Raw genomic sequence first — 25529 nt, 5'->3', positions numbered from 1 at the left:
TGGACTCCGGCTCGCAAAATCCGCACATTCATCATCGTGACCTTACATTCTCAAATCAAGACGCTTCCTATGTGTGGTGCTGACTTTCTGACATCCGGCTACCCCGAACCAGTGGAGATCGCTGATCTCGACACGCAAGGGCCATCCCGGTTTTTCAATCGCGAGCTGAGCTGGCTCGCGTTCAATTGGCGTGTGCTGGACGAGGCCGCGAACCCGCGCGTTCCCTTGATGGAGCGTGTGCGCTTCTTGGCTATTTCTTCGACCAATCTTGACGAATTCTATACTGTGCGCGTCGCAGGTCTGCGCGAGCTGGCCAATGCGGGCAATCGCACGCCGTCCTCCGACGGGCGGACGCCAGAAGAGCAGCTCGTGCTCATTGACCAGAACGCCCGCGCCCTGATCACCAAGCAGGACGCCGTCTGGGAAGCCCTGAAAGACGAGATGGAGACCAGCGGCATCTGGCTGCTGGACGCCGAAGATGTGACCCCCAAGGATCGCGAATTCCTTGACCGTTATTTCATGTCGAACGTGTTTCCAGTACTATCGCCACTGGCGATTGACCCTGCGCACCCGTTTCCGTTCATCCCGAATGAAGGCTTCTCGTTGGCGTTGCAACTGGAGCGGCCAAGCGACGGGCGCACCTTGCAGGCACTGCTACCAATCCCTGCACAGATCGAACGCTTCATTTCATTGCCCTGCGAGCCCGGCCAACAGCGCTTCCTGCCGATGGAGCAATTGCTCACCATCAAAATCAGCGAGATGTTTCCGGGGTATCAGGCGGTCGGGCACTGCGCGTTCCGCCTGCTGCGCGACAGCGATCTGGAGGTCGAGGAAGAGGCCGAAGACCTCGTGCGCGAATTTGAGGTGGCGTTGAAGCGACGCCGCCGGGGTGAAGTCGTCCGGCTGAAAATCAGTTCCGGTGCACCTACAAAGCTACGCAATCTGGTGATGAAAGCCCTTGAGGTGACCGAAATCGACGTGATCGAAATTTCGGGGATGATCGGCCTGTCTGACCTGAGCGAACTGGTCTCCGCCGCACCGCCTGATTTGCTTTGGCCATCGTTTAGCCCGCGTGTGCCGGAACGGGTGCAGGATAATGACGGCGACATGTTTGCAGCCATTCGCCAGAAAGACATGCTGCTTCACCACCCCTATGAGAGCTTTGACATGGTCATCCGCTTTCTGGCGCAAGCCGCGCGGGATCCAAATGTGGTGGCGATCAAGCAGACGCTCTACCGGACCTCGAACGAGAGCCCGATTGTGGATGCCTTGTGTGAAGCCGCCGAGAATGGCAAATCCGTTACCGCCTTGGTGGAACTGAAAGCGCGGTTCGACGAGGCCGCCAACATTCGCCAGTCGCGCAAGCTGGAACGCTCTGGCGCGCATGTGGTCTACGGGTTCATCAATTACAAAACTCACGCGAAGATCAGTACTGTGGTCCGCCGCGAGGGCGACTCGCTGGTGACCTACACGCATTACGGGACCGGCAACTATCACCCGATCACGGCGCGGATTTATACCGACCTGAGCCTGTTTACCTGTGACGCATCACTCGGGCGCGATGCCACCAAAGTGTTCAACTATATCGGTGGATACGCGCAGCCGGAGCATCTTGAGAACCTGTATCTGTCACCTACGGGCATGAAGCAGAAGCTGATCAAGATGATCGACAAAGAGGCGGGTTATGCCGCTGATGGCAAGCCTGCGGAAATCTGGGCGAAGATGAACGCGGTCGTCGAAGCCGACGTGATCGACGCGCTGTATCGTGCGTCGCAGGCGGGGGTGAAAATCAGCCTCGTGGTGCGCGGGATTTGTGCCGTGCGGCCCGGCATCAAAGGGCTGAGCGAGAATATCCGTGTCAAATCCATCGTCGGGCGCTTCTTGGAGCATTCCCGCATTGTGTGTTTTGGCAACGGGCACGGGCTGCCGTCGAAGAAGGCCAAGGTTTATATGTCGTCAGCTGACTGGATGGGCCGTAACCTGAACCGTCGTGTGGAAACCTTGGTCGAGATCACCAACAAGACGGTGCAGGCGCAAGTGATGAGTCAGATCATGGCGGCCAATCTGGCCGACACCGCGCAAAGCTGGATCTTGTCGCCTGACGGCTCTTATGTGCGGGCTGACGTCGAGGGGCAGGAGAACCCGTTCAATTGCCACCGGTTCTTTATGGAGAACCCGTCGCTGTCGGGCCGCGGGTCAGCAGGCGCAGGGGATGTGCCCGAACTGACCCACACGCCTGATTAAGCGGGGACTGCTACTGCATTAGGTGACAGCGCACGGCTGGTGGCCCAAGCACCGGCAATGATGCTGACCAATGCGACCAATGCCGCGATGCTCAGGGACGCGGAGCCGCTGAGGCCTGCGCCAACCGTGCAACCGCCAGCCAACACGCCTCCAAAGCCCATCAGCACAGCACCCAAGGCGTAACGGCCTGTTTGCGCGGCGCTCTCGAAGGACGCAGTTTGCAACTCGCCACGCAGGGCGGCGCTTGCAAAGCTGCCGAACAGGATGCCGCCAATGAAGCCTGTGCCGAAACCTGCGGGGACTGCCGTGGAGGCGATAACCCAGAACAGTGTATCGGACCAAGGCAGCGTAAAGGCGGCGGATTGAACGGCAAGCGGATCGAACTCGTCGAACAGCAGCACGCTTGTGGTGGCCCAGCCCAGAACAGGGACAAGACCGATGACAACACCAAGTGCGACATGGTGCCAAGACGGGCGGAAACGCTGGATCAACCAAGCGGCAGCGACGACAGCAATCGCGCCACTCAGGGCCGCACCACCTGACAGCTCTGCGAAGGAGGCAAAAGGCAGGTCTATGGTGACAGAGCCCAAAGCCGTGCGAACAGGTGACAGCACGCCTTTCAACATGGCGTGGGCGGTAATTGCGAAGATGATCAGTACCGTGGCGGCACGCATGTTGCCGGTGGCGCTGAGTACCGTCAGGCGGGAGACGCATCCGCGTGTGAGAACCATCCCGGCCCCGAAGGCGATCCCACCGACGACGATGGCAAGGACCGCAAGATCGGTCGCAAGGAAGCGGTGGTCCTCGATGGCAACGAAGCCGTAAGCGCTGGCCAGTTGGAAGCCGAGGATGGCCGTGGCGAAGGCGGTGAGCCATACGGCACCCGCTGCCCCACGGTCTTCGCTGTCTACGGCTACTGCGCGGCGCAGGCAGAACCGTGAGATTTGTGCAGCAACGCCGAAGACAAGGCCAAGGCCAAGCCCGAACAGCAATTGCAAGGTGCGGGCTTCAAGCCCCCAATCGTAGGTTTCCAGCAGCATGGTGTCTCTCCAATTAATCCCGTGCGGGATATCTGCCTAAAAGACATGCTGTCAAACGGGCAAAGTGGAACGAAGTGAGTAAAAATCCGGATTTGGTGGGAAATAATTCCCAAATGAGCATGCGCGCCTCTGACTCGTGCTGCTTTCGCCGCGCATTCCTCTTCTTGGTTCCTTTCTTGCCCCTTTCGCATTGACGTCGCGCCCCGCCAGCCGCCATTGTCGCGGCCAACGCAAGAACCGGTAGCGAGACGAGCTTTGGACGGATATCACGACGAAGACGGCCCCTTCGGGCGCCCCTTGTTCAACGACCCAAAATCCAAGGCGCTAAAGCGGGTGGGGGCCATTGACGTGGGTTCCAACTCGGTGCGGATGGTGGTGTTTGACGGGGCTGCGCGCAGCCCTGCGTATTTCTTCAACGAAAAAGTCATGGCGGGATTGGGCGCTGGTCTGTCCGAGACCGGGCACCTGAACCCAGAAGGGCGCGACCGCGCGCTGGCGGCGTTGCGACGTTTCGCGTTGTTGGCGCAGGGGATGGGCGTATCGCCGATGACTTGTGTGGCGACCGCAGCCGTGCGCGATGCGTCGGACGGGGCAGAGTTTCGCGCCGAAGTCGCCCGTGAGACAGGGCTGAACCTGTGGGTCGCGGAAGGTGTCGAAGAGGCACGCTTGTCGGCGCAAGGGGTGTTTCTGGGCTGGCCCGAAGCACGCGGATTGATGTGCGATATCGGCGGCTCCTCCATGGAGCTGGCGGAGCTTGGCGACGGTGTTGTCGGACGGCGCGTGTCGTCGCAGATCGGCCCGTTGAAGCTGATGAGCATGAAGGGTGGGGCAAAGGCCCGCAAGGTGCTGATCGACGAGACGATTGATGATCTTCGGGTGGAGATTGACGGCGATTACGAGACCTTGTTCCTTGTCGGTGGCTCGTGGCGGGCGATTGCGCGGCTGGACATGGAGCGTCGCGGCTACCCGCTAAAAGTGCTGCACGAATACCGGATGACTGCCAAATCCATCCTGCAAACTGTCAAATGGATAAACAAGTATTCCGTGGACGAATTACGGGCGATGACAGGCAATTCCGAGGCGCGGATGCGGCTTGTGCCGATCGCGTCACAGGTTCTTAAGTCTTTGATCCAGCGGTTTAAACCCAAGTCTGTTGCGGTCTCCAGTTATGGTATTCGTGAGGGGCTGCTTTACGAGCAAATGCCGTTCGAGTTGAAGCGCCGCGACCCGTTGATCGAGGCTTGTCGCTACGACGAGGCGATGAACGCCCGGATTCCGGGGTTCGGGAAGTTCCTGTACCGGTTTATCGAGCCGCTCTTTGATAAAGCATCGCCGGAACGCATCCGTCTGGTGAAGGCGGCCTGCTTGCTGCATGACGTCAGCTGGCGCGCGCATCCCGACTACCGTGCGGAGGTGTGTTTCGACAACGCGACCCGTGCAAACCTGGGCGGGCTGGACCATCCGGGGCGTATTTTCCTCGGAACGGCCTTGCTGCACCGGTACAAAAACTCCCGCTCCGGCACCCATTTCCAAGAGCTGTTCGACTTGCTGTCCGAACGCGAATTGCGTGACGCGGAAGTGTTGGGCAAGGCTATGCGATTCGGGGCGATGTTCTCGGTCCAGCGGCCCGAATTGATGGGGCAGCTGAAGTGGCACCCGAAGAAGCGATTGCTGAAACTGAAGCTGCACCCCGATACCAAAGCCCTGTTCGGGGAGGTGGCGCAGGCACGGTTTGCCTCGCTCGCGTCGTCGCTGGACGCGGAGACTTTGGTCTCTTGATAGGGCGCACCATCCACAATTATTGAAAAACCACGCACCCCAACTTGGCAAGGGGCGGGCATTGGCGTAACTCGTGGGTAACCACTCATGAGAGAGACCCAGTACCCATGCGCATGTCCCGCTATTTCCTGCCCGTCCTGAAAGAAACCCCCTCGGAGGCGCAGATCGTGTCGCACCGCTATATGCTGCGTGCTGGGATGATCAAGCAGTCCTCTGCGGGCATCTATTCGTGGCTGCCTTTGGGCTACAAGGTGCTGAAAAAGATCGAAAATATCGTGCATGAAGAGCAAGCGCGGGCAGGGCATCTGCCGATGTTGATGCCGACGATCCAATCAGCGGACCTGTGGCGCGAAAGTGGCCGTTACGAAGCCTTCGGTGATGAGATGCTGCGCATCAAGGATCGCCACGACCGCGACATGCTGTTCACGCCCACGGCGGAAGAACTGATCACCGACATCTTCCGCTCCCATGTGAACAGCTACAAGGACTTGCCGCTGACTATGTACCAGATCCAGTGGAAATTCCGCGACGAGGTGCGGCCAAGGTTTGGCGTGATGCGGGGCCGCGAGTTCTACATGAAGGACGGCTACAATTTTGACCTGACTAAAGAGGACGCACTGCACGCCTATAACCGCCATCTGGTGAGCTACCTGCGCACTTACGAGCGCATGGGGCTGCAAGCGATCCCGATGCGTGCGGATAGTGGCGCGATGGGTGGCGACAACACGCACGAGTTCCTCGTGCTGGCAGACACGGGCGAGTCCGAGGTGTTCTATGACAGCGCCGTGACCGACCTGACTTTCGGCGACCGCGAGATCGACTATGACAATGTCGAGCAATGCGCCGGCGTGATGGAAGAATTCACCACCAAGTATGCCCGCACCGACGAGACCCATGACGAGGCGCTATTCAATGCCATTCCCGAAGCGCGCCGCAAGACCGCCCGTGGCATCGAAGTTGGCCAGATATTTTACTTCGGCACCAAGTATTCCGAGGCGATGAAAGCCACCGTTCAGGGGCCGGACGGCAAGCCTGTGCCGCTTCACATGGGGTCGCACGGCATCGGCGTCTCCCGCCTTCTGGGCGCGATCATCGAGGCCAGCCATGATGACAAGGGCATCATCTGGCCGGAGGGCGTGACGCCGTTCCATTGCGGCATCGTCAACCTCAAGCAGGGTGACGAAGAAGCCGACGGCGCGTGTGAGGCTTTGTATAAGTCGCTGACGACTTCTGGCCTTGAGCCGCTTTATGACGACCGCAACGAGCGGGCAGGGGGCAAGTTTGCCACCATGGACCTGATCGGCCTTCCTTGGCGCATCACGGTTGGCCCGCGTGGGTTGAAGAATGGCGTGGTCGAGCTGACCTCGCGCCGCACGGGCGAAAGTGAAGAGCTTTCGCCGGAAGACGCGGTGAAAAAGGTGGCGGCGATTTACGCGGAGCACTGATGCGTTCTGTGCTGGCCTACGGTGACAGCCTGACATGGGGCTCGCGCCCTGATGGGGGCGGGCGACACCCTTTTGAGGATCGCTGGCCGAATGTGCTGGCGGCACTGTCCGGGCTAGAGGTGATATCCGACGGCCTGCGCGGGCGGACGACGGCGTTTGATGTGCCCGTGAGTCCCGCCGAGATGAACGGCGCAACATTGTTGCCAACGGTGTTGCACACCCACGCGCCGCTTGATCTGGTTATTTTGATGCTGGGAACAAATGATGCCTTTTGCAGTGGAGAGCCGGGGATGGCAGCCCGCGGTATGGCCCGGCTGATAGAAATTGTGCGTCATCATCCGTACCGCACGCCCTGCGACATCCCTCAGATACTGGTCGTAGCCCCGCCTGTCCTTGTGCCAAGCGACGGGATCACCAAAGCCATGATCGAAGCCAGCCGTGAATATCGCGGGTTGGTGGGCCAAGTCGCACAGATCGGCGGGGTCGCGTTTTTTGACAGTAACACTGTGGCCGAGACGTCCTCGCTGGATGGCCTGCACCTTGATGCAGAAAACACCCGCGCGATTGGCAAAGCCCTTGCCCCGATCGTGACGGGGTTGCTCAGATAATCCAACGAAAAGGGGCACCCGAAGGTGCCCCAAATTCTGTTTATCTCCACATCTTAGTGGGTGAACTTCTTGATCTCGCCAGAGTTGAGGCGCGCGGCGTAGGAGGCCAACTCGGACTTCACCAACCTCATCAGGAAGTAGAGGCAGAAGATGTTGACCACCGCCATGGCGAAGATCGCCGCGTCGGAGAAGTCGATCACCGGGCCAAGGCTCGCTGCCGCACCGATCACGATGAACACGCAGAAGATCAGCTTGAACACCAGCTCGGAGGTTTTGCCCTCGCCGAACAGGTAGGTCCATGCTTTCAGGCCGTAGTAGCTCCACGAGATCATGGTCGAGAAGGCGAACAAGACCACCGCAATCGCCAGCACATACGGGAACCAGCTGATAGCCGACCCGAATGCCGCCGAGGTCAATGCCACGCCGCTGTTGCCGTCTACGGTTGCAATCGCACTACCCGCTTCGTTCAGCATATAGTTGCCCGTTGCCGGATCGACGATCAGCTGTTGCGAGATCACGATGACCAACGCCGTCATCGTACAGATGACGACGGTGTCGATCAGCGGCTCCAGCAAGGACACGAAGCCTTCGGTGATCGGCTCTTTGGTTTTCACCGCAGAGTGCGCAATCGCAGCAGAGCCAACGCCCGCCTCGTTCGAGAAAGCGGCCCGTTTGAACCCCTGTATCAGCGCCCCGACAAAGCCACCAGCGACGCCCAGACCAGTGAAGGCCCCTGCGAAGATTTGGCCGAAGGCCCAACCGATTTTGTCGTAGTTGACGATCAGGATTACCAGCGCCGCGCCGACATAGAGGATGCCCATGAAAGGAACCACTTTCTCGGTCACTGCCGCGATGGATTTCACGCCACCCACGATCACCACAAACACCACTGCTGCAAAGATCACACCTGTGATCCAGCCAGGGTAGTCGCCCACGATGCCCGAGATTTGGGCATGTGCCTGATTGGCTTGGAACATGTTCCCGCCACCCAACGCACCAAGGATACAGAAGACCGAGAACAGCACCGCTAGGATTTTACCGCCCGGCAGACCCAGTTCGGTAAAGCCCTTGGAAATATAGTACATCGGACCACCCGAGACGGTGCCGTCGGGGTATTCGTTGCGGTATTTCACGCCCAACGTACACTCGGTGAACTTGGACGCCATGCCTAGAAGACCCGCAAGGATCATCCAGAACGTAGCCCCCGGCCCGCCGATACCAACGGCCACGGCAACACCTGCGATGTTTCCAAGTCCCACGGTGCCTGAAAGGGCAGTTGCCAGCGCTTGGAAGTGGCTCACCTCGCCTGCGTCATTCGGGTCAGAATAGTCGCCTTTCACCAGACTGATGGCATGGCTGAAGAAGCGGAACTGGACGAAGCCGAAATAGATGGTGAAGATGGATGCCGCAACGACAAGCCACAGCACGATCCAAGGGAACGCCGTGCCGGGAAGCGGTGCGAAGATGAAGTTGACGAAGGGCCCTGTAGCTGCGGCAAAAGCAGCGTTTACGCGGGCGTCAAGGCTTTCGGCCTCCTGCGCCAAAGCAGGGCCGGCAGTGACTGCCAGCAATGCGGCAGAGGCCGCGGCTTGAGTAAAGCGTTTCATGTCAGCCCCCTTAATTGACGACCGTGACGGGCACGCTGGCCTCCATCACGAGGTTTGCGGTTGAGCTGCCAAAGATGCGCTTGGACAGGCCGGATTCAGTAGAGCGACCGACGATAATCTGCGTGGCACCGGCCTCTTTGGCGATGTCGTTCAAAGTGTCGGCGACGTTGCCGTGACGCACGCGTCCGGTGGCTGTCAGTCCGCTATCGGTAAGCGATTTGACAGCAGGGGTCACGACGCGATCTTGCGCAGTCGAGATTTCCTCTTCGCGGCGCTTGTGACGCTGGGCGTTTTCTTCGGCGGTTTGGAAGGAATAAGGCGACCATTCAATAACATAGACCACGAGCAACTCGCAGGCACCAATCTGGCCTGCCAGGGTCTTCGCGAACTCCAGCGCGCGGTCCCCCGAGCTGTGCCCATCCAGGCCAATTACCAATTTAGTTGACATAATACTGTCTCCCATTGCGACCGCTCTTTGGTAGCTTTGCGCCTTGGCGAGAGACTTCTGGCTTCTAGTTTGAAGGCCTCAGCGCGTATCTGCGGTCGAGTTTTTCTATCGTCTCTCACCAGTGAGTTTAGTCGATTCTGCTGAAATTCCACGATAAATCCGGTCGTGAGGCGGTGAAATTCGCCAAAATGCGGGGCGTTTTCAGGCGAATTGACCGTAGGGCAGCTTCGAGAGCGGTTCCGTTCAACGAGCGTAGGCTTCGGCAACATGTCGCCTCTCAAGGCTTGACCCTCTATCGCGATCAGCGCAAACGTGGCGACAAAACCTAAAGCCGGAGAGCGCCGTTGAGCAGCAACAGCCCCACCTCTACCCCCCCGTTTGCGGGGTTTGAATGGATGATCGCTTGGCGCTACCTGCGCGCCAAACGTGCCGAGGGCGGCGTTTCCGTGATGACGTGGATCAGCTTGGTCGGCATCACATTGGCCGTGGCCGCATTGATCATCACTTTGGCTGTGCGTTCGGGCTTCAGGTATGAGTTTGTCGACACCATTTTGGGCGCGAATGCCCATGTCACGGTGTATTCGTCGGGTCAAACCAGCGAGACGGGGACCTATGCCCGGGTCATTCAGGACTATGACGGGCTGACAGCCAAGATGGCCAAGGCCGATGGCGTGGTGAGTGCCGCGCCACTGGTGAAGGGGCAGGTCATGGCGGCCGCGACATCGGGTGGCAATGCGGCCGCCGAGGTCTACGGCATCCGCGCCGATGATCTGTTTGGTGTGCGTCGTGTGGCAGAGCCTGAACAAAAGCTGGGCGATATCGCGCAGTTTGGCGTGGCCAATAACGGCATGACCATCGCGATTGGCTGGGGGGTCGCCCGCAGTCTGGGTGTGTCCGTCGGCGACAAAGTCAAGCTGATCTCGCCTAATGGGACCAAGACCGCGTTCGGCACTTCACCGCGCATCGTGGCGTTTGAGGTGGTCTACATTTTCCAAGTGGGCCGCTACGACATCGACCGCACGCGGGTCTATATGCCCTTCGACAAAGCGCAAGAATACTTCAACCGCGAAGGCGTGGCGGACGAGATCGAGGTGATCCTCGATGACCCCGAAAACGTCGGAAAATACGAACGCGACCTGCTCAGCGCCGCAGGCGACGGGGCGCTCTTGTGGACATGGCAAGACAGTTCCGGCGCGTTCTTGAATGCGCTTGAGATGGAGGACAACGTGATGTTCCTGATCCTGTCGGTGCTCGTCTTGATCGCGTCGATGAACATCGTGTCGGGCTTGATCATGCTGGTGAAGAACAAAGGCCGCGACATTGGTATTCTGCGCACCATGGGGCTGACCGAAGGCTCGGTGCTTAGGGTGTTCTTCATCTGTGGGGCGTCGATTGGCGTGATCGGAACCATTCTCGGGATGATCCTCGGCTGCCTGTTTGCCATCTATATCGACCAGATTTTCGGCGTCGTGAACTGGGTTGCAGGGGGCGGTGTGTGGGATCCGTCCATCCGCCTGATTTCCAAACTACCGGCGCGATTGGAATGGGGCGACGTGCTGTCGGCGATTTCTCTGTCGCTGTTCCTCAGCTTTGTGGTCACCATCTTTCCGGCCCGCCGTGCGGCCCGCATGAACCCTGTGGAGGCTTTGCGCTATGAGTAAAGCGGCGTTGCTGATCGACGGGGTCGAGAAGGTTTACAATAAGGGGAAGCCGAACGAGATCGCCGTGCTGCGGGGCGTTCAGCTGGAGGTCGCACCGGGCGAGGTGGTGGCTATGGTCGCGCCCTCCGGGGCCGGCAAGTCGACGCTGCTGCATATGGCGGGATTGCTGGACACGCCGGACTCCGGTCGCGTTGTCATCGCAGGGGATGACCTGAGCGGCAAAAGTGACCGCGCGCGTACCGCCGCGCGACGCTCCAAGATCGGGTTCATTTATCAGTTCCACCATCTGCTGCCGGAGTTCACCGCGCTGGAGAATATCGTGCTGCCGCAGCTTGCGGCGGGCGTGTCCAAGCGCGACGCTGAAGCGCATGGGATGGATTTGCTGGGCAAGGTCGGCGTTGCGGAACGTGCAACCCATCGTCCGGGCGAATTGTCGGGCGGTGAGCAACAACGCGTGGCCTTCTGCCGTGCGCTGGCGAACAAGCCGGGTTTGCTGCTGGCAGACGAGCCGACGGGCAACCTTGATCCGAAAACCTCGGATCAGGTTTTTGACGCGCTCATGACACTGGCGCGCAGCACTGGCTTATCGGCCTTGATCGCCACGCATAACCTAGAGCTTGCGGGCCGGATGGATCGCATGGTGCGTTTGGAAAACGGGGTTCTGGTGGACGCTTAGGCGTCTTCCAACGCGCCCAAGAACAGCTCGACAGTGGCGTCATAAACCTCGGCCTGTACGTCAGGCAGGTCCATGATTACCTCATGCTCCGCGCCATCGACCATACGTAACTCACCGTTATGCCAACGGGCCATGCGGTCGTGGATCGCCTTGGCGTCAACGATCCGTTCATTGGTGCCAAGGAAGGTGATCGTTGGCACGTTCGGGGTCGGGCTTAATGACAACGCGCGGCATTCTTTCAATGCTTCGTTGAGCCACGCAAATGACGGGCCACCCAAGGCCAATTCAGGATACGCCTCCAGCTGCTGGCGCATGCCTTCATACATCGCCGCATCGCGGGTGAGCATGTTGTCTTCGAACGGTTGCACCAGAACGTAAGACTGCCCGGTCGTGCCAGGGGCCATCAGCTTTTCAAATTTGGTCTGACGGGTCAGGGTCGACAAGGCCCATCCGGCGCTGCGGCGCAACGGATCAAGGGCGATGCCCCACATCGGGCCGGTGAACACAGCCGCGTCCACAGGCAAACCTTTCATCAGCGCGCGCAGGCCAATGCAGCCGCCCATCGAGTGACCGAGCAGGCCCATCGGTTCTGGCAGGTTCAACTCGGGCAGCGCTGCCATCACGGCAGCGATGTCGGTCTGGTATTCGTTGAACGCGTCCACATGGCCGATCAGCCGATTGTCCAATGCGCGGTCGGCCAAGCCTTGTCCACGCCAGTCAATGGCCACCGTGGAAAAGCCACGTTCCATGAAGCCCTTCGCGGCGGGGCCATACTTCTCGATGTACTCTGTGCGCCCCGGGAAAAGCAGCACCGTGCCTTTGTCCCCGCCACCCCACACGCCGATGCGGATGCGAACACCGTCAGACGTCGTTAGCCAATAGGCGCAACCGCCGTCAGGGCCGTTCGCAATCTCGGCGTGAAAAGGGGCAGGGGTCAAGCTCACGACAGGACCGAGCCCAGCTTCATTGCGGTGCCCATGTCGCCGTCTACGCTCAGTTTGCCGGACATGAACGCGGCGGTCGGGTTCATCTCTCCGTCAAGAATCGCTTCGAATGTTTCGGCGTCAGCGGTCATCGTGCATTCGGCTTCTTCGTCGCCTGCGCGCACGCCGTCGCCGTCAACCATGATGGAGCCTTCGCCCTCGATCACGAACTTTACGGAGCCGTCGAAGCCGCCGTCCATTTTGCCTGCAAGGGCTGTTACGGCTTGATTAATTACGTCGCTCATGAAGAGGTCTCCTGAAAAAGTGATGTGGTGGATGACTGCGCCTTTTGATTTTTGCAGATCACCCGCTAGAGTTAAAGGCGTTATGAAAGTTTCAAGCACGCTCCTCAATATTTTCGTTACGGCATTTCTGTCGGTTTCGTGTTTTGCCCTGCCAAGTGTGGCAGAAGAGACGAAGCTGGACGGCCTGTACGCTGAACTTGCTCAACCCGATTTGGAGGATTGGGAAAAGGTCGAGCGGCAGATCTGGCGGGAATGGTCGCGCTCCGGCTCTGCGTCGATGGATTTACTTCTACGCCGTGGCCGCAACGCCATGGAGAAGGGCGATTTCGCCAAGGCGATTGAGCATCTCACGGCCCTGACCGATCATGCGCCGGATTTCGCCGAAGGATGGAATGCCCGCGCCACCGCGTTTTTCAACGCCGAGGAGTTCGGCCTGTCCATTGCCGACATCCAGCGCACGCTGGCACTGAACCCGCGCCATTTTGCGGCGTTGCAAGGGCTTGGCCGCATTCTTGAGGAGCTTGAGCGGGAAGAGGATGCGCTTGCCGCCTACAAGGCCGCCGCCGCTATACATCCCCATCGCGAGGGCTTAAAGGAAGCCATCGAGCGGTTGGAGAAAACGGTTTCCGGCCAAGACGTCTGAAAATACGGCTGGCCGGCGCGTTCCGACCCCCGAACACTAAGGGCCAGATATGAGCCAACAGGCACGCATCACGGCGGTTCTTGGCCCGACCAACACCGGCAAAACCCACTACGCGATCGAACGGATGCTGGCGCACCGCACCGGCATTATCGGCCTGCCTCTGCGCCTTTTGGCGCGCGAGGTCTACGACAAGATCGTCGCGCTGCGTGGCCCGTCCGTGGTGGCGTTGATCACCGGTGAGGAACGGATTGTCCCAGAACGTGCGGCCTATTGGGTTTGCACCGTCGAGGCCATGCCCGAAGGCATGGGTGCGGATTTTCTGGCGGTCGACGAAATCCAGCTCTGTGCTGACCCGGAGCGGGGCCATGTCTTTACGGACCGGCTTTTGCGGTCGCGCGGGCTTCACGAGACGCTGTTTATGGGCTCCGACACGATGAAAAGTGCCATCGCCGCGCTGGAGCCGAAGGCGCAATTCATGCGGCGGGAGCGATTTAGCGAATTAAGCTATACAGGTTCGAAAAAGATAAGCAGATTGAAGCCCCGCAGCGCAATTGTCGGGTTTTCTGTTGAAAATGTGTATGCGATTGCAGAACTGATCCGCCGCCAGAAGGGCGGTTGTGCTGTGGTGATGGGCGCGCTTTCCCCGCGCACACGCAACGCGCAGGTGGAAATGTACCAAAACGGGGATGTGGACTACCTTGTTGCCACCGACGCCATCGGCATGGGGCTTAATCTGGACGTGAGCCACGTGGCGTTCTCGGCCTTGTCAAAATTCGACGGACGGCGGATGCGGCGCTTGCAGCCCAACGAGTTGGCCCAGATCGCGGGTCGTGCGGGGCGCTATATGCAGCCCGGCACCTTTGGGGTAACGGGCGAGGCACCGGATCTGGAGGCCGAGGTGGTGGATGCCATAACCTCGGCTCGCTTCACCCCGATCAAGAAGCTGCAATGGCGCAATGACCGCCTTGAATTCGGCTCCATCGGTCGCTTGTTGCAAAGCCTTGAGATGCGCACGGATGACGACTGGTTGAGCCGTGCGCGCGATGCCGACGATGTCGTTGCACTGAAATCCCTGCGCGAGGTGACCGAGGTCGATGCGCGCGTATCGACACCCCATGACGTCAAATTACTCTGGGACGTCTGCCGCATTCCCGATTTCCGCGGGATCAGCCAAGGGGAACATGCCGCGCTTCTTGAGGTGATCTTTGGCTACCTGCACGACAAGGGGCAGGTCCCGCGCGACTACATGGAGCGCCAGATTGCCCGCATCGACCGCACCGATGGGGACATTGATACACTGTCCAAACGCTTGGCCTATATCCGCACTTGGACCTATGTGGCGCAGCGCAAAGGCTGGGTGCAGGACGAAACCGATTGGCGCGGGGAAACCCGTGCTGTAGAAGACCGCCTGTCGGATGCCCTTCACGGGGCGCTGACGCAAAGATTTGTCGACCGGCGCACATCTGTGTTGTTGCGGCGGTTGAAGCAGAAGGAGAGCCTCGTGGCTGACGTGAACGACAAGGGTGAAGTGACGGTTGAGGGCGAAATGATCGGCCGTCTTGACGGGTTCCGGTTTCGGCAGGATCAAACCTCCAGCCCGGACGAGGCAAAAATGCTGCGTCAAGCAGCCCTTGCGGCGCTGACACCGCATTTCAACCTGCGCGCGGACAAGTTCTACAACGCGCCCGACACTGAAATGGATTTCACCGAGCAAGGTGGCCTGATGTGGGGCGAGATGGCCGTTGGCAAATTGGTTAAAGGTGCTAGCGCCTTGAAGCCGGAAGTCGAAGCCTTCGTGGATGAGGAAGCTGGTGCGGATGTGGCCGAGAAGGTCAAACGCCGCCTGCAACACTTCATCGACCGCAAGATTTCTGCCGCGTTCGAGCCGATGATGGCCTTGTCGAATGACGAGACGTTGACTGGCCTTGCAAAGGGCTTTGCGTTCCAGATGACAGAAGCCTTGGGTGTGTTGACCCGCGAAGCCGTCGCCAATGACGTGAAAGCGCTGGACCAAGACGCACGCGGCGCGTTGCGCAAGCATGGCATCCGGTTTGGTCAGTTTACCATCTTCATGCCTTTGCTGCTGAAACCCGCGCCGACACGCTTGCGTCTGGTTCTCTGGTCGCTGCAAAAAGATCTGTCGGAGTTCCCTGAATCGCCGCCTCCTGGTCTGGTCACCGTACCTGCCGTCAAAGACGCGCCTGACGGATATTACACCCAAGCGGGCTACCGCCTTGCTGGCGATCGTGCGATCCGGATTGATATGCTGGAACGCCTTGCGGACCAGCTACGCGCCGAGAACAGCCGTGGCGGGTTCGAGGCCAAGGCCGATATGCTGTCGATCACAGGCATGACGCTGGAGCAGTTCGCAAATCTGATGGGTGGTCTTGGCTACAAGGCCGAGAAGGGCGAGCGCGCGAAAGTGAAGGCGTCAGCGACCCCTGAGGAGACACCGGCAACGCCGCCACAGGAAACCCCTGTGCAGCAACCCGACGAGACCCCGTCCGAGCCACCTGTCGAGGCACCGGATACCACGCCACCGGAAATGCCTCCGGCAGAGGCACCGGTTGAAGTGCCGGAAGCTGCGGCTCCATCCACCGAAGCACCAGAGATGGAGGTTTTCTACACCTTTACATGGGGTGGCTTCGGGGCCCGCAAACCGCGTGAAGGCGGTGGTCGTCCGCAAGGTGACGCACGTGGGAAGCCCAAGGCTGGTGGCAAGCCCAAAGGAAAAGGCGGTCCACGTCGTGACAACAAGGCGCAAACCTATCAGGCCCGCCCGCCTAAAAAGGAAAAAGCCATTGATCCTGATAACCCGTTTGCTGCAGCCCTTATGGGGCTGAAAAAAGACTGACCGAGGTCAGCGCAAAAATCCGCCTCGACAAGTGGCTTTGGCATGCGCGTTTTTTCAAGACGCGCACGCTGGCGGCCAAGCAGGTGAGCGGCGGGCATGTGCGGGTTAACGCGAACAAGGTTGATAAAGCGGCTACGAAAGTCGGGGCAGGGGATACGTTAACCTTTCCGCAAGGCAGCCAGATCAGAGTTGTCGAAATCCTCCAGTGTGGCGTGCGACGTGGACCCGCGCCGGAAGCACAGGCGCTTTATCTAGACAAAACTCCGGACCAAGAGAAAAAGCCCAAAGGGCCGGGCGCGGACCGTGTCGGAGGGCGCCCGACTAAGAAAGATCGCCGCAGTCTGGACCTTTCACGGGATCGTGGTCTTGAATGATCGCTCAGTCAGGACTAGGACAAACGCGATAAGAAAAATCGGACACCGCCCATGACCTATATCGTCAACGACGCCTGCATCGCCTGCAAATACACCGATTGTGTAGAAGTTTGCCCCGTGGATTGTTTCTATGAGGGTGAGAACATGTTGGTGATCCATCCTGACGAATGCATCGACTGCGGTGTGTGCGAACCTGAATGTCCAGCGGATGCCATCCGTCCGGATACCGAGCCGGATATGGAAAAATGGGTCGAGTTTAATCGCAAGTATTCGGAGCTTTGGCCGGTTATCATCACCAAGAAAGAGCAACTTCCCGAAGCAGAAGAGCGCGACGGTGAAGAAGGTAAGCTGGAGAAATACTTCTCCGAAAAGCCCGGCGAGGGCGGCTGAGGTCGATTCGACCCGTTGTGCTGCGAAGAGCACGGCGCAATTGCTCTGTAAACAAAGGCTTGGCGCGGCACTTTCGCGGCAAGGCTTTAGAATGTTCCATTTTTGTGATATGATTCCCCTTAAGGAAGATTGACGTGGTGGCCGGAAACATACCCACGTCGCAAACCAGACATGACATTGGATTGACCTGAGATACTTCTCAGGCCCGTCTTTTTCGCGGTGTAAGAAAGGGGTTCCCCGCGGGGAACCGATATATATGAGCAAGAAAAAACAAGACTTTAGCCCTAACGAATTTGTCGTTTACCCGGCACATGGGGTCGGCAAAATCGTCAATGTCGAGACGCAGGAAGTGGCCGGAATCGAGCTGGAACTGTTTGTTGTGGCCTTCGAGAAGGACAAGATGACCCTGCGTGTTCCGACACATAAAGCAGTGGAAGTCGGCATGCGTCCTTTGTCCTCGCCTGATTTGGTTGGGCAGGCGTTCAAGACGCTGAAGGGCAAAGCTCGAGTGAAACGCGCCATGTGGTCGCGTCGTGCGCAGGAATATGAACAGAAGATCAATTCCGGTGACCTGATCGCGATTGCCGAAGTGGTGCGCGACCTGCACCGCCATGGCGACCAGCGCGAGCAGAGCTATTCCGAGCGTCAGCTGTATGAAGCCGCTTTGGAGCGTCTGACCCGCGAGATTGCAGTTGTGCAGGGCAATGACGAGCCGTCGGCGATGAAAGAGATCGACGACGTTCTGGTGAGCCGCACCGCCGCTTAAGGCCTTCCGGATGTGAATTTGAAAGCCGTGCGCCATTTATTTGGTGTGCGGCTTTTTTTTATTTCGCCACGTGGGTCACGTGGCGACTGGCTGGGGGCTTTGCCCCCAGACCCCCAGAGTACTTTTCACCAAATGGAAATTACAAAAGCAGCACACAAATCGTGCCGAGGACCGTGATTTCTGTGGCTTGTTGCGTGGCACCGAGGATGTCTCCGGTTTGGCCGCCGATTTTGTATCGTGCGAGCGTGGCGCAGAGGAACAGGGTCAAAGTGGCAACTACCAGCAACCATAGGCCGGAGAAACCGAAACCAAGCAAGACTGCCACCGCTGTGATGCCGGCGGCTATACGCGTTGCGGGTTTGCCGGGGCGTCCGGTCAGGCTGGAGAGGCCCGAGTTGCGCGCGTTGGGAAGGGCATCCATCACATAGGCCATCGCGGCGCGCGAGGTGATTGCGGCCACCAAGACAGGCGTCCACAGCCATCCGGCGGATAGGAGCGCTGTGAGCGCGCTCCAGCGCAAGGCGAAGCCGGTGATCAATGCGATGACCCCGTATGCGCCGATATGGCTGTCCTTCATGATGTGTAAGCGGCGCTCGGGGGTGTTGCCGCCCCAAAGCCCGTCGGCGGCGTCGGCCAGCCCGTCTTCATGCATCGCACCGGTGAGAAGCGAGAGCGCCAGCAAAATGGCGGCGGCGGTCATACCGGCGGGCAGGCCGAAGCGGGTCAGAACGGCCCCAAAGGTGCATGCCAGCAGGCCGACAACCAGACCCGCCACGGGATAGGCCCACGCAGCTTTGGCCGCACCGCGTGTTCCGTCCCAGTTCCGTTGTGGCAGGGGCAGGCGGGTGAGCAGGCCAAGGGCCACCCAGATATCTTCGGCTTTTGCGGGGGCCGTGTCGGATTTGTCCATAAGGTGACGTCGCCATCTACTTGTGTCTGTGCCTGTCAGGGGTAAACAGAAGCAACATGTATTACAATTGCGAGCAGTCGATGGCCCAGTTTTCCACCCTATCAGAGTTCGAGGCCATTCTGGCACAAGCACCAGAGACAGATGCCAAAGCGCGTCAGGGTGCCGAGGCGCGAAACGGGCAGTTGACCAAGCCACCCGGGGCGTTGGGGCGGCTTGAGGATCTGGCAATCTGGTATGCCGGCTGGCGCGGCACGGACCGCCCGGTGCTGGAGGCGCCGCAGATCGTTGTTTTTGCAGGCAACCACGGGGTTTGCGCGCAAGGGGTCTCGGCGTTTCCGCCCGAAGTAACCGTTCAGATGGTGGCGAATTTCGAGCATGGAGGCGCGGCGATCAATCAGTTGGCCAAAGCGTTCGGGGCAAAGATGGATGTGCATGCGCTGGAGTTGGACCGCCCAACTGCGGATTTCACCAAAGAGGCTGCGATGAGCGAAGCGGACTGCGTTGCGGCTTTGCAAACGGGGTGGGACGCGGTGGACTCGTCGGCTGACCTGTTGGTGACGGGCGAGATGGGCATCGGCAACACCACCGCAGGCGCAGCCTTGGGGGCTGCGTTATTTGGTGGCGCAGGGGCGGATTGGGTCGGACGAGGCACAGGCGTTGATGATGCAGGTCTCGCCAACAAGGCACGGGTTGTGGACGAGGGGCTGGCCTTGCATGCCGCGCGCGCACCGTTGGAGGTGCTGCGCTGTTTGGGCGGGCGCGAGCTGGCGGCGATGGCGGGTGCGATTGCGGCAGCGCGGGCGTATCGCATTCCGGTAATTCTGGATGGCTTTATCTGCACCGCGGCTGCGTCTGTGTTGGAGAAGTCACGCGCAGGTGCGCTGGATCACTGCGTTGCAGGGCATTTGTCGGCTGAGGGCGCGCATGGCAAAATGCTCGACGCGCTTGGGAAAGAGCCGTTGCTGTCTCTGGGGTTGCGCCTTGGCGAAGGCTCCGGCGGGGCGGCGGCGATCGGAGTGCTGAAGGCGGCAGTGGCTTGCCATTCCGGCATGGCCACCTTTGCCGAGGCGGGTGTCAGCGACGGCTGATTATTTTGCTTACTCTGCGGCGTCGACCGCTTGCGGCTTGGTTAGTTTCGCGAGCAGCTCGACCTCCAGATCGCGGTTCAACGCTTTGGCGCGTTCCAGATAGGCTTCGTTTTCGCTGACGGGGATATTCGGGTCCCACAGATCGGCGAGGTCCGACATGGCGTGACGGTCCATGCGGAAGAAGGCGACCTCCTGCTCGTGGGCGTCATGCTCGGTCAGGCCCATGCCTTCCAGCACGTAGCGACCGGCACGAAGCGAGCTGTCGAACATCTCGCGCACGATCTTGTCCGCGCCGGCTTTATACAGCTCGAACACGTGTACGCGGTCACGGGCGCGGGCGATGATGATCAGATCGGGGCGCTCCTTGCGGGCAAAGGCCACGATTTTGACGGCGGCTTTCGGGTCGTCCAATGCCACCACCAAGACCTTGGCTTCGGCCAGTCCGGCAGCGTGCAGCATTTCAGGGCGTGTCGGGTCGCCGAAGTAGCCTTTGAAGCCAAACCGCCGCATCAACTGTATCAGCGGCAGGTCGTGGTCCAGAACCGTGGTTTGAAAGCCGGAGCTTTGCAGCAACCGGTTCACCACCTGCCCGAAGCGGCCAATCCCGGCGATGATAATCGGCTGTTGGTCGTCGATATCGTCATGGGGCACGGACTCGCTTTGCTCCAGAAAGCGGTGCTGTAGCTTGTCATAGGCGATGAACAGCAACGGCGTCAGCAGCATTGACAGGGCAATGACCAAAAGCAGGGTTTCCGACATTTCTGTTGGAAGCACGTTTTGCTGCACGGTGAAGCTGGTCAGCACGAAGCCGAATTCACCCGCCTGCGCCAGCCCAAGGGTGAACAGCATCCGGTCGCGGCCTTTGATCTTGAACAGGATGGCCAGCACAAACAGGACGCTTGCCTTGATCGCCATCATGCCAAGGGTCAGCCCAAGGATTACAAAAGGCGCGCTCAGGAGTGTTTCGAAATTGATCCCTGCGCCAACGGTGATGAAGAACAAGCCCAGCAGCAGGCCCTTGAACGGCTCGATATCCGCGGCCAGCTCGTGGCGGAATTCGCTGTTGGCCAGCACCACCCCGGCAAGAAAAGCCCCAAGGGCGGGCGAAAGACCCACCAGAACCATCAAGGCGGCCACCCCGACAACGAAGAGCAGGGAAACGGCGGTATACATCTCGCGCAGCCTTGCGCGGTGGATGTAGCGGAATATCGGCCTTGTCATGTAGTGACCGCCGACAATGATCAGGACAATTGCGGCCAAGGTGATCAGGGTGACGCCCCAGCCGGGCAAGCCTTCCAGCATATGCATCACATCACTGGCGGCCCCGTGATCGGTGTCCTGATGGGCGTCGGTTGCGGCCGCGCGATTGCTCAGCCCCGGCCAGACCAGCAATGGGACCAGCGCCAGCATCGGGATGACGGCGATATCCTGCGTGAGCAGGACCGAGAAGGCGGACCGCCCGCCATTCGTTCCCATCAACGACTTTTCATTGAGTGTTTGCAGCACGATAGCGGTCGAAGATAACGCAAAAATCAGGCCGATTGCGGTGGCTCCGTGCCACGGGACACCCAATGCCATTGCGGCGGCAAGGATCAGCCCCGTAGTCAAGCTAACCTGTAAGCCGCCCAGCCCGATCAGTCTGTGGCGCATGTCCCAAAGGGCGCGTGGCTCCAGCTCCAGCCCGATAATAAACAGCATCATGACCACGCCGAACTCGGCAAAGTGCTGGAGGTTTTGTGTCTCCGACCCGACCAACCCTTCCAGCGGGGCGATCATGATGCCCGCTGTCAGATAGCCCAACACCGACCCCAAACCCAGACGCACGGCCAAGGGTACCGCTACGCAAGCGGCGAGCAGATAGAGTGTCGATGCAAAGAGGAAGGAGTCCATATATTTACCTTATGTCGCGCAGCATCCAGCAAACGCTATTTATCGGGGAGGGTCCACGCGGATTATAGCAAGATTTGTAACACGGGTATGGGCTAGTATCACCTCCATACAAGCTGGAGGCACAGATGAGTGCAAAAGATGATACCCCTATCGAGATTGTGACAGCTTTTGGTGCGTTACCGTCGGATATTGCAGCGATTTTGCGATCTGCCCGCCAGCGCATTTTTGAGGCAGCGGCGGGTTTGGCGGATGTCGGGCCGCTCACCGAAACCCTGAAATGGGGGGAACCTGCCTATCTGACCGAACGCCCCAAGACCGGAACCACGATACGATTGGGCCAGATCGGCGGTCGAGCGGCGGTGATGGTGCCGTGTAGCACGACGATCATCGAGGACGCCCGCGCGATCTTTGGTGACGTGCCGGAACTGTCAGGCAAGCGCGGTTTGATCCTTGGCGGGGATACGCAGATGCTTGACCACATCATCCACGCGGCCCTCACCTATCACAGCCGCAAACGGCGGTAGAATCGCTTCAGTGCTTAAGCTCGTGGCGGACCTGGCCATAGGTGATCAGCGCGAAGATGACGGTGCCACCGACGACATTGCCCGCCAGCACAGGGATGAAGAACCCCGATAGCGCAGGCCAAAGCGCAAGCTGGCCTGTCACCATGAGCAGCGCCATTTCGACCGATCCGGCGACCACATGGGTGAAATCTCCGGCAGCGATGAGCCATGTGAATGTTAAAATCACCCAAAAGCCGAACCCTTCGGAATTGGGCAGCATCCAGACAATCGCGGCGACGATCACACCAGCCGGAATGGCTCGGAAGAAGCTTTGGCCGGCGGGCATGCCTGTTGCGTGATGGGACAGCTCCATCATGGCGGGCATCAGCTCCGATGGCAGGGCGGGCGTATGCGCATATAGAATGGCGATGGCAAAGGCCCCGGCGACATTGGCGATCAGAACAACTGTCCACAGACGCGCAACGCGGCCAAGCATCCGCAGCCCGGGCCGCGACATCAGCGGCAGCACCGTGGTGATCGTGTTCTCGGTAAAAAGCTGCATTCCGCCAAGGATCACCACCAGAAAACCAAGCGAGTAGCCAAGGTTTTCAAGTAAGGGACGCCAAGGCGTGTCTGGAAGGTAGGTGCGGAAAATCGCTTCGCCCAGCACGGACAGGCTGATCATGATGCCCGCCGCAACGCCGGACCAGATGAGCGAACGGATCGGCCGTTCCAGCTCTTCGTCACCCTCGCGCCGTATAACCTCGAAGATCAGCTTCGCGCCTAGGCTCTTGGCACTCTCGATCGAGCGGTCTTCCTTGTCTCGTTCTTTTCTCGACTTCGGGGTCATCAGAATACGCCTTTACTGTTCACCACTCTTTACGAGGAGCCGAGATGCTTTTCCATGCGGAAGTTCTCAAGAGTTTGCCCGCGTTTCTGAACAGTTTGAGCGGCCAAAAGGTTCCATCCGCGGCGCAAGAAAAACGGTCGGGCCAGATGGCTTGCCTGTGTGCTGAGGCGTGTCATACCCGACGCGTGCGCAGCCGCTTCTATTTTCTCGTAAAGCTGCACCGCAATTCCGGTGCCCATCGCGCTAGGACGGACAAAGGCCATATCGATCACCCCTTCCGCTGTCAGGGTCATGAAGCCTTCCAGTTGCCGCTCGCTTTCCGCAACAAATGCCGTGGTCGCGAGGTGCCGGTCTTCCCACGTTGCAGGCATAATATCGACAGGGGCCCAAGCGGCCCGTTGCTCTGCCGTGTAATGCTCTTTGGTTCCGTTACGCACGGCGTCGATAAACACGTCGAAGCTGGCCGCCCCGTCGCCTTTTGCGAACGGGCGCAGAATCAGGTCACACGGGAGCGAATTCTGTAAGCGTCGCGGTCCCAAAGTTGTCCCTCCATGATCTCTTGCAGGGTGGTCGCGGCGCGCAGGATATCGTCCTCGCCCACGTACAGCGGGGTGATGCCAAACCGCAAAATATCCGGCGCGCGGAAGTCTCCGATAACTCCGTGGGCGATCAGCGCCTGCATGATCGCGTAGCCCTCTTCATGTGCGAAGGATACCTGACTACCACGCTGCGCGGCGTCGCGTGGGGAGGCGAGCGTCAGCTCGGGGCAGCGGGTCTCGACCTCGTTGATGAACAGTTCCGACAGCTCGACAGCGCGGGCGCGTACGTCTGCCATGTCGACCATCTCCCAGATGTCGAGGGCGGCTTCCAACGCGGCGATCTGGATCACGGGTGGGGTGCCGACGCGCATCCGCTCGATCCCCGCACCCGGCTTGTAGTTCAAGTCAAACGCGAAGGGGGATGCGTGGCCTAGCCAGCCGGACAGGGCGGGGTTCACGACCTCTGCATGGCGCGGGGCCACGTAGATGAAGGCGGGGCCGCCGGGGCCGGAGTTGAGGTATTTGTAAGTGCATCCAACCGCAAAATCGACGTTCGCCGCCGCAAGGTCCACCGGGACAGCACCTGCCGAATGCGCCAAATCCCAAACGGCAATCGCCCCAGCCTTATGGGCCAATTCGGTGAGGCGGTTCATATCGTGCATCCGGCCAGAGCGGTAATCGACCTGCGTGAGCATCATCACCGCGATGTCGTCGCCGAGAGATGCCTCAACGTCTTCCGGTGCGACGACCCGCAACTCCAAGCCACGGTCCAGCATCCGGATCAGCCCTTCGGCCATATACAAATCCGACGGGAAATTGCCGCTATCAGACAGGATCACCTTGCGGTCGGGTTTCAGCTCCAGCGCGGAAGCCAGCGCTTGGTAGACCTTGATCGACAAGGTGTCGCCCAGCACCACATGGCCCGTTTCCGCGCCGATCAACTTGCCCAAACGGTCGCCCACGCGCGACGGTTGTTCCATCCAGCCCGCCTTGTTCCAGCCGGTGATCAGCATCTCGCCCCATTGGTCGCGCATCATAGCATCGACACGATCCTGCGCCGCGTAGGGCAGCGGGCCGAGCGAGTTGCCATCCAGATAAGTCATGCCCTCGGGCAGGTGAAACATCGCGCGTGTTTTCTTGAAGATATCCATTGTCGTGTCCTTAAACCTGTCCGCCTGCGATTTCGATTGTCTGCCCGTTGACCGAGCCTGATCCCGCGCCACAAAGCCAAAGCGCCGCAGCCCCGATCTCGTCCGCTTTGATCAGCCGCTTGTGGCGGTTGGAGCGGACCATAGTGCCAAGCGCGTCCTCTTCGCTGAGGCCCGCCCGTTTGGCAATCTCGGCGGTGTTGCGGGTGACGATTTCGGTGTCGACATATCCGGGGCACAGCGCGTTGAAGGTATAGGGGCCACCCATATAATCCTCGCTCAGGCCACGGATCAGGCCGATCAACCCGTGCTTCGATGCGGAATATGCGGGCGCGCCACGCAAACCGCGAACACCGGCAATCGACGACACTGCAATGACCCTCCCCCAATCGGTTGTAAGCATCGAAGGCAGGCAGGCCTGAATGGTCAGCATTGCGCCATCAAGGTTGGTCGCCATGGTGCGACGCCAGAAATCGAGATCCATCTTAGTAATGCTGCGCCCTTCCGCGATGCCTGCGTTGGGTACGCATATCTGGACCGGACCTCGGGCTGCCACGGCATCTTCTACGCCTGCGACCACCTGCTCCGGTTCTGTGACGTCCATCACCAGCGGGTGTAGCCCGTCAATTGCGACGTCTTGTAAAACCTCCATGCGACGGCCGGAAATTGTAACTTGCGCCCCTGCGGCTGCCAAAGCCTGTGCAATCGCCAAGCCGATTCCCGTGCCACCGCCTGTGACCAATGCGTGTTTGCCTGAAAGTTCCATGCGTTTCCCCTACCTTTGGCTGATACCCTAACGTGCCAGAGGGGCGCGTCTAGAGAGACATATTCTTGCGTT

At 59.7% G+C, this 25529-nt stretch carries 24 protein-coding genes; 13 read left to right on the top strand and 11 right to left on the bottom strand.

Annotated features, from left to right (window positions below):
* Positions 1-69 precede the first annotated feature (69 nt).
* Entirely contained in the window at positions 70-2244 is a 2175-nt protein-coding gene (locus BUB72_RS02735) for an RNA degradosome polyphosphate kinase (RefSeq protein WP_073140167.1), read from the top strand.
* Here the strand turns inward: BUB72_RS02735 and BUB72_RS02730 are convergent.
* Positions 2241-3284, bottom strand: a complete 1044-nt coding sequence (locus tag BUB72_RS02730) for a YeeE/YedE family protein (RefSeq protein WP_073140164.1) — start codon at positions 3282-3284, stop codon at positions 2241-2243. The genes BUB72_RS02735 and BUB72_RS02730 overlap by 4 nt on opposite strands.
* A gap of 255 nt (positions 3285-3539) precedes the next feature.
* Here BUB72_RS02730 and BUB72_RS02725 point away from each other — a divergent pair, with 255 nt between their 5' ends.
* The 3 genes from BUB72_RS02725 (at position 3540) to BUB72_RS02715 (ending at position 7116) form a co-directional block, all read left to right on the top strand.
* Complete coding sequence (locus BUB72_RS02725) at positions 3540-5063, top strand: Ppx/GppA family phosphatase (protein WP_073140161.1); 1524 nt, start codon at positions 3540-3542, stop codon at positions 5061-5063.
* Between the two features lie 107 nt (positions 5064-5170).
* Entirely contained in the window at positions 5171-6508 is a 1338-nt protein-coding gene (proS, locus tag BUB72_RS02720) for a proline--tRNA ligase (protein ID WP_073140158.1), read from the top strand.
* Positions 6508-7116 carry an SGNH/GDSL hydrolase family protein gene (locus BUB72_RS02715; protein WP_073140155.1) on the top strand — a complete coding sequence of 203 codons (609 nt, stop codon included), beginning with the start codon at positions 6508-6510 and terminating at the stop codon, positions 7114-7116. The genes proS and BUB72_RS02715 overlap by 1 nt, the downstream gene beginning before the upstream one ends.
* Before the next feature lie 53 nt (positions 7117-7169).
* Here BUB72_RS02715 and BUB72_RS02710 read toward each other — a convergent pair whose 3' ends face one another.
* Both BUB72_RS02710 and BUB72_RS02705 read right to left on the bottom strand, forming a co-directional pair.
* Positions 7170-8723 carry an alanine/glycine:cation symporter family protein gene (locus BUB72_RS02710; protein ID WP_073140151.1) on the bottom strand — a complete coding sequence of 518 codons (1554 nt, stop codon included), beginning with the start codon at positions 8721-8723 and terminating at the stop codon, positions 7170-7172.
* A 10-nt stretch (positions 8724-8733) separates the two neighbouring features.
* Positions 8734-9171, bottom strand: a complete 438-nt coding sequence (locus tag BUB72_RS02705) for a universal stress protein (protein WP_073140509.1) — start codon at positions 9169-9171, stop codon at positions 8734-8736.
* A gap of 395 nt (positions 9172-9566) precedes the next feature.
* On the opposite strand from BUB72_RS02705, the gene BUB72_RS02700 reads away from it, so the two are divergent.
* The gene (locus tag BUB72_RS02700; protein WP_073140147.1) at positions 9567-10832 is read left to right on the top strand and encodes a lipoprotein-releasing ABC transporter permease subunit; all 1266 of its coding nucleotides are present in this window, start codon (positions 9567-9569) and stop codon (positions 10830-10832) included.
* Positions 10825-11508, top strand: coding sequence for an ABC transporter ATP-binding protein (locus BUB72_RS02695; RefSeq protein WP_073140144.1), 684 nt, complete (start codon positions 10825-10827; stop codon positions 11506-11508). Before BUB72_RS02700 ends, BUB72_RS02695 begins: the two co-directional genes overlap by 8 nt.
* Here the strand turns inward: BUB72_RS02695 and BUB72_RS02690 are convergent.
* Both BUB72_RS02690 and BUB72_RS02685 read right to left on the bottom strand, forming a co-directional pair.
* On the bottom strand, positions 11505-12452 hold the full coding sequence (locus BUB72_RS02690) for an alpha/beta hydrolase (RefSeq protein ID WP_073140140.1): 948 nt from the start codon (positions 12450-12452) through the stop codon (positions 11505-11507). The two genes, BUB72_RS02695 and BUB72_RS02690, sit on opposite strands and share 4 nt — an antisense overlap.
* Positions 12449-12736 carry an SCP2 sterol-binding domain-containing protein gene (locus BUB72_RS02685; protein ID WP_073140137.1) on the bottom strand — a complete coding sequence of 96 codons (288 nt, stop codon included), beginning with the start codon at positions 12734-12736 and terminating at the stop codon, positions 12449-12451. The genes BUB72_RS02690 and BUB72_RS02685 overlap by 4 nt, the downstream gene beginning before the upstream one ends.
* Positions 12737-12818: 82 nt before the next feature.
* On the opposite strand from BUB72_RS02685, the gene BUB72_RS02680 reads away from it, so the two are divergent.
* From BUB72_RS02680 to BUB72_RS02660, 5 genes are all read left to right on the top strand, one after another.
* On the top strand, positions 12819-13379 hold the full coding sequence (locus tag BUB72_RS02680) for a tetratricopeptide repeat protein (protein WP_083588530.1): 561 nt from the start codon (positions 12819-12821) through the stop codon (positions 13377-13379).
* Positions 13380-13428: 49 nt separating this feature from the next.
* Entirely contained in the window at positions 13429-16233 is a 2805-nt protein-coding gene (locus BUB72_RS02675; protein WP_073140134.1) for a helicase-related protein, read from the top strand.
* A complete protein-coding gene (locus BUB72_RS02670; protein WP_073140131.1) occupies positions 16230-16607 on the top strand; it encodes an RNA-binding S4 domain-containing protein in 378 nt (125 codons plus the stop codon). Before BUB72_RS02675 ends, BUB72_RS02670 begins: the two co-directional genes overlap by 4 nt.
* Positions 16608-16658: 51 nt before the next feature.
* Positions 16659-16997, top strand: a complete 339-nt coding sequence (gene fdxA / locus BUB72_RS02665; RefSeq protein ID WP_073140128.1) for a ferredoxin FdxA — start codon at positions 16659-16661, stop codon at positions 16995-16997.
* Between the two features lie 256 nt (positions 16998-17253).
* Positions 17254-17763, top strand: a complete 510-nt coding sequence (locus tag BUB72_RS02660; RefSeq protein ID WP_073140125.1) for a CarD family transcriptional regulator — start codon at positions 17254-17256, stop codon at positions 17761-17763.
* Positions 17764-17902: 139 nt separating this feature from the next.
* Here BUB72_RS02660 and cobS read toward each other — a convergent pair whose 3' ends face one another.
* Positions 17903-18673, bottom strand: a complete 771-nt coding sequence (gene cobS, locus BUB72_RS02655; RefSeq protein WP_073140122.1) for an adenosylcobinamide-GDP ribazoletransferase — start codon at positions 18671-18673, stop codon at positions 17903-17905.
* An 80-nt stretch (positions 18674-18753) separates the two neighbouring features.
* On the opposite strand from cobS, the gene cobT reads away from it, so the two are divergent.
* Positions 18754-19761, top strand: coding sequence for a nicotinate-nucleotide--dimethylbenzimidazole phosphoribosyltransferase (cobT, locus tag BUB72_RS02650; RefSeq protein ID WP_073140118.1), 1008 nt, complete (start codon positions 18754-18756; stop codon positions 19759-19761).
* A gap of 9 nt (positions 19762-19770) precedes the next feature.
* On the opposite strand, the gene BUB72_RS02645 is transcribed toward cobT, so the two are convergent.
* Positions 19771-21651: a cation:proton antiporter domain-containing protein gene (locus BUB72_RS02645; RefSeq protein ID WP_073140114.1), complete on the bottom strand. Its 1881-nt coding sequence runs from the start codon at positions 21649-21651 to the stop codon at positions 19771-19773.
* A 125-nt stretch (positions 21652-21776) separates the two neighbouring features.
* On the opposite strand from BUB72_RS02645, the gene BUB72_RS02640 reads away from it, so the two are divergent.
* Entirely contained in the window at positions 21777-22175 is a 399-nt protein-coding gene (locus tag BUB72_RS02640; RefSeq protein WP_073140110.1) for a hypothetical protein, read from the top strand.
* A gap of 7 nt (positions 22176-22182) precedes the next feature.
* On the opposite strand, the gene BUB72_RS02635 is transcribed toward BUB72_RS02640, so the two are convergent.
* Genes BUB72_RS02635 through BUB72_RS02620 form a run of 4 tightly spaced genes read right to left on the bottom strand, consistent with a single transcriptional unit; the run spans position 22183 to position 25457 of the window.
* Positions 22183-23004 carry a formate/nitrite transporter family protein gene (locus BUB72_RS02635; protein WP_073140107.1) on the bottom strand — a complete coding sequence of 274 codons (822 nt, stop codon included), beginning with the start codon at positions 23002-23004 and terminating at the stop codon, positions 22183-22185.
* Positions 23005-23033: 29 nt separating this feature from the next.
* Positions 23034-23456 (bottom strand): GNAT family N-acetyltransferase, encoded by a 423-nt coding sequence (locus tag BUB72_RS02630; protein ID WP_083588528.1) that lies wholly within the window; start codon positions 23454-23456, stop codon positions 23034-23036.
* Positions 23457-23500: 44 nt separating this feature from the next.
* A complete protein-coding gene (gene kynU, locus BUB72_RS02625; protein WP_073140104.1) occupies positions 23501-24694 on the bottom strand; it encodes a kynureninase in 1194 nt (397 codons plus the stop codon).
* 10 nt (positions 24695-24704) lie between these two features.
* Positions 24705-25457: an SDR family NAD(P)-dependent oxidoreductase gene (locus tag BUB72_RS02620; protein ID WP_073140100.1), complete on the bottom strand. Its 753-nt coding sequence runs from the start codon at positions 25455-25457 to the stop codon at positions 24705-24707.
* Positions 25458-25529: the final 72 nt, after the last annotated feature.

Source organism: Litoreibacter ascidiaceicola, from assembly GCF_900129235.1.
In the GTDB taxonomy this organism is placed as follows: domain Bacteria; phylum Pseudomonadota; class Alphaproteobacteria; order Rhodobacterales; family Rhodobacteraceae; genus Litoreibacter; species Litoreibacter ascidiaceicola.
This window is presented reverse-complemented; position numbering and strand designations above follow the sequence as displayed.

Excerpts from the sequence above, each read along its gene's own strand:
- BUB72_RS02675 (WP_073140134.1), top strand. The coding sequence starts at position 13,429 with ATGAGCCAACAGGCACGCATCACGGCGGTTCTTGGCCCGACCAACACC.
- BUB72_RS02710 (WP_073140151.1), bottom strand. The coding sequence starts at position 8,723 with ATGAAACGCTTTACTCAAGCCGCGGCCTCTGCCGCATTGCTGGCAGTC.
- BUB72_RS02640 (WP_073140110.1), top strand. The coding sequence starts at position 21,777 with ATGAGTGCAAAAGATGATACCCCTATCGAGATTGTGACAGCTTTTGGT.
- cobS (WP_073140122.1), bottom strand. The coding sequence starts at position 18,673 with ATGGACAAATCCGACACGGCCCCCGCAAAAGCCGAAGATATCTGGGTG.
- BUB72_RS02705 (WP_073140509.1), bottom strand. The coding sequence starts at position 9,171 with ATGTCAACTAAATTGGTAATTGGCCTGGATGGGCACAGCTCGGGGGAC.
- BUB72_RS02645 (WP_073140114.1), bottom strand. The coding sequence starts at position 21,651 with ATGGACTCCTTCCTCTTTGCATCGACACTCTATCTGCTCGCCGCTTGC.
- BUB72_RS02680 (WP_083588530.1), top strand. The coding sequence starts at position 12,819 with ATGAAAGTTTCAAGCACGCTCCTCAATATTTTCGTTACGGCATTTCTG.
- BUB72_RS02700 (WP_073140147.1), top strand. The coding sequence starts at position 9,567 with ATGATCGCTTGGCGCTACCTGCGCGCCAAACGTGCCGAGGGCGGCGTT.
- BUB72_RS02660 (WP_073140125.1), top strand. The coding sequence starts at position 17,254 with ATGAGCAAGAAAAAACAAGACTTTAGCCCTAACGAATTTGTCGTTTAC.
- BUB72_RS02635 (WP_073140107.1), bottom strand. The coding sequence starts at position 23,004 with ATGACCCCGAAGTCGAGAAAAGAACGAGACAAGGAAGACCGCTCGATC.
- BUB72_RS02620 (WP_073140100.1), bottom strand. The coding sequence starts at position 25,457 with ATGGAACTTTCAGGCAAACACGCATTGGTCACAGGCGGTGGCACGGGA.
- BUB72_RS02730 (WP_073140164.1), bottom strand. The coding sequence starts at position 3,284 with ATGCTGCTGGAAACCTACGATTGGGGGCTTGAAGCCCGCACCTTGCAA.
- fdxA (WP_073140128.1), top strand. The coding sequence starts at position 16,659 with ATGACCTATATCGTCAACGACGCCTGCATCGCCTGCAAATACACCGAT.
- cobT (WP_073140118.1), top strand. The coding sequence starts at position 18,754 with ATGGCCCAGTTTTCCACCCTATCAGAGTTCGAGGCCATTCTGGCACAA.
- BUB72_RS02715 (WP_073140155.1), top strand. The coding sequence starts at position 6,508 with ATGCGTTCTGTGCTGGCCTACGGTGACAGCCTGACATGGGGCTCGCGC.
- BUB72_RS02695 (WP_073140144.1), top strand. The coding sequence starts at position 10,825 with ATGAGTAAAGCGGCGTTGCTGATCGACGGGGTCGAGAAGGTTTACAAT.
- BUB72_RS02735 (WP_073140167.1), top strand. The coding sequence starts at position 70 with ATGTGTGGTGCTGACTTTCTGACATCCGGCTACCCCGAACCAGTGGAG.
- proS (WP_073140158.1), top strand. The coding sequence starts at position 5,171 with ATGCGCATGTCCCGCTATTTCCTGCCCGTCCTGAAAGAAACCCCCTCG.
- BUB72_RS02685 (WP_073140137.1), bottom strand. The coding sequence starts at position 12,736 with ATGAGCGACGTAATTAATCAAGCCGTAACAGCCCTTGCAGGCAAAATG.
- kynU (WP_073140104.1), bottom strand. The coding sequence starts at position 24,694 with ATGGATATCTTCAAGAAAACACGCGCGATGTTTCACCTGCCCGAGGGC.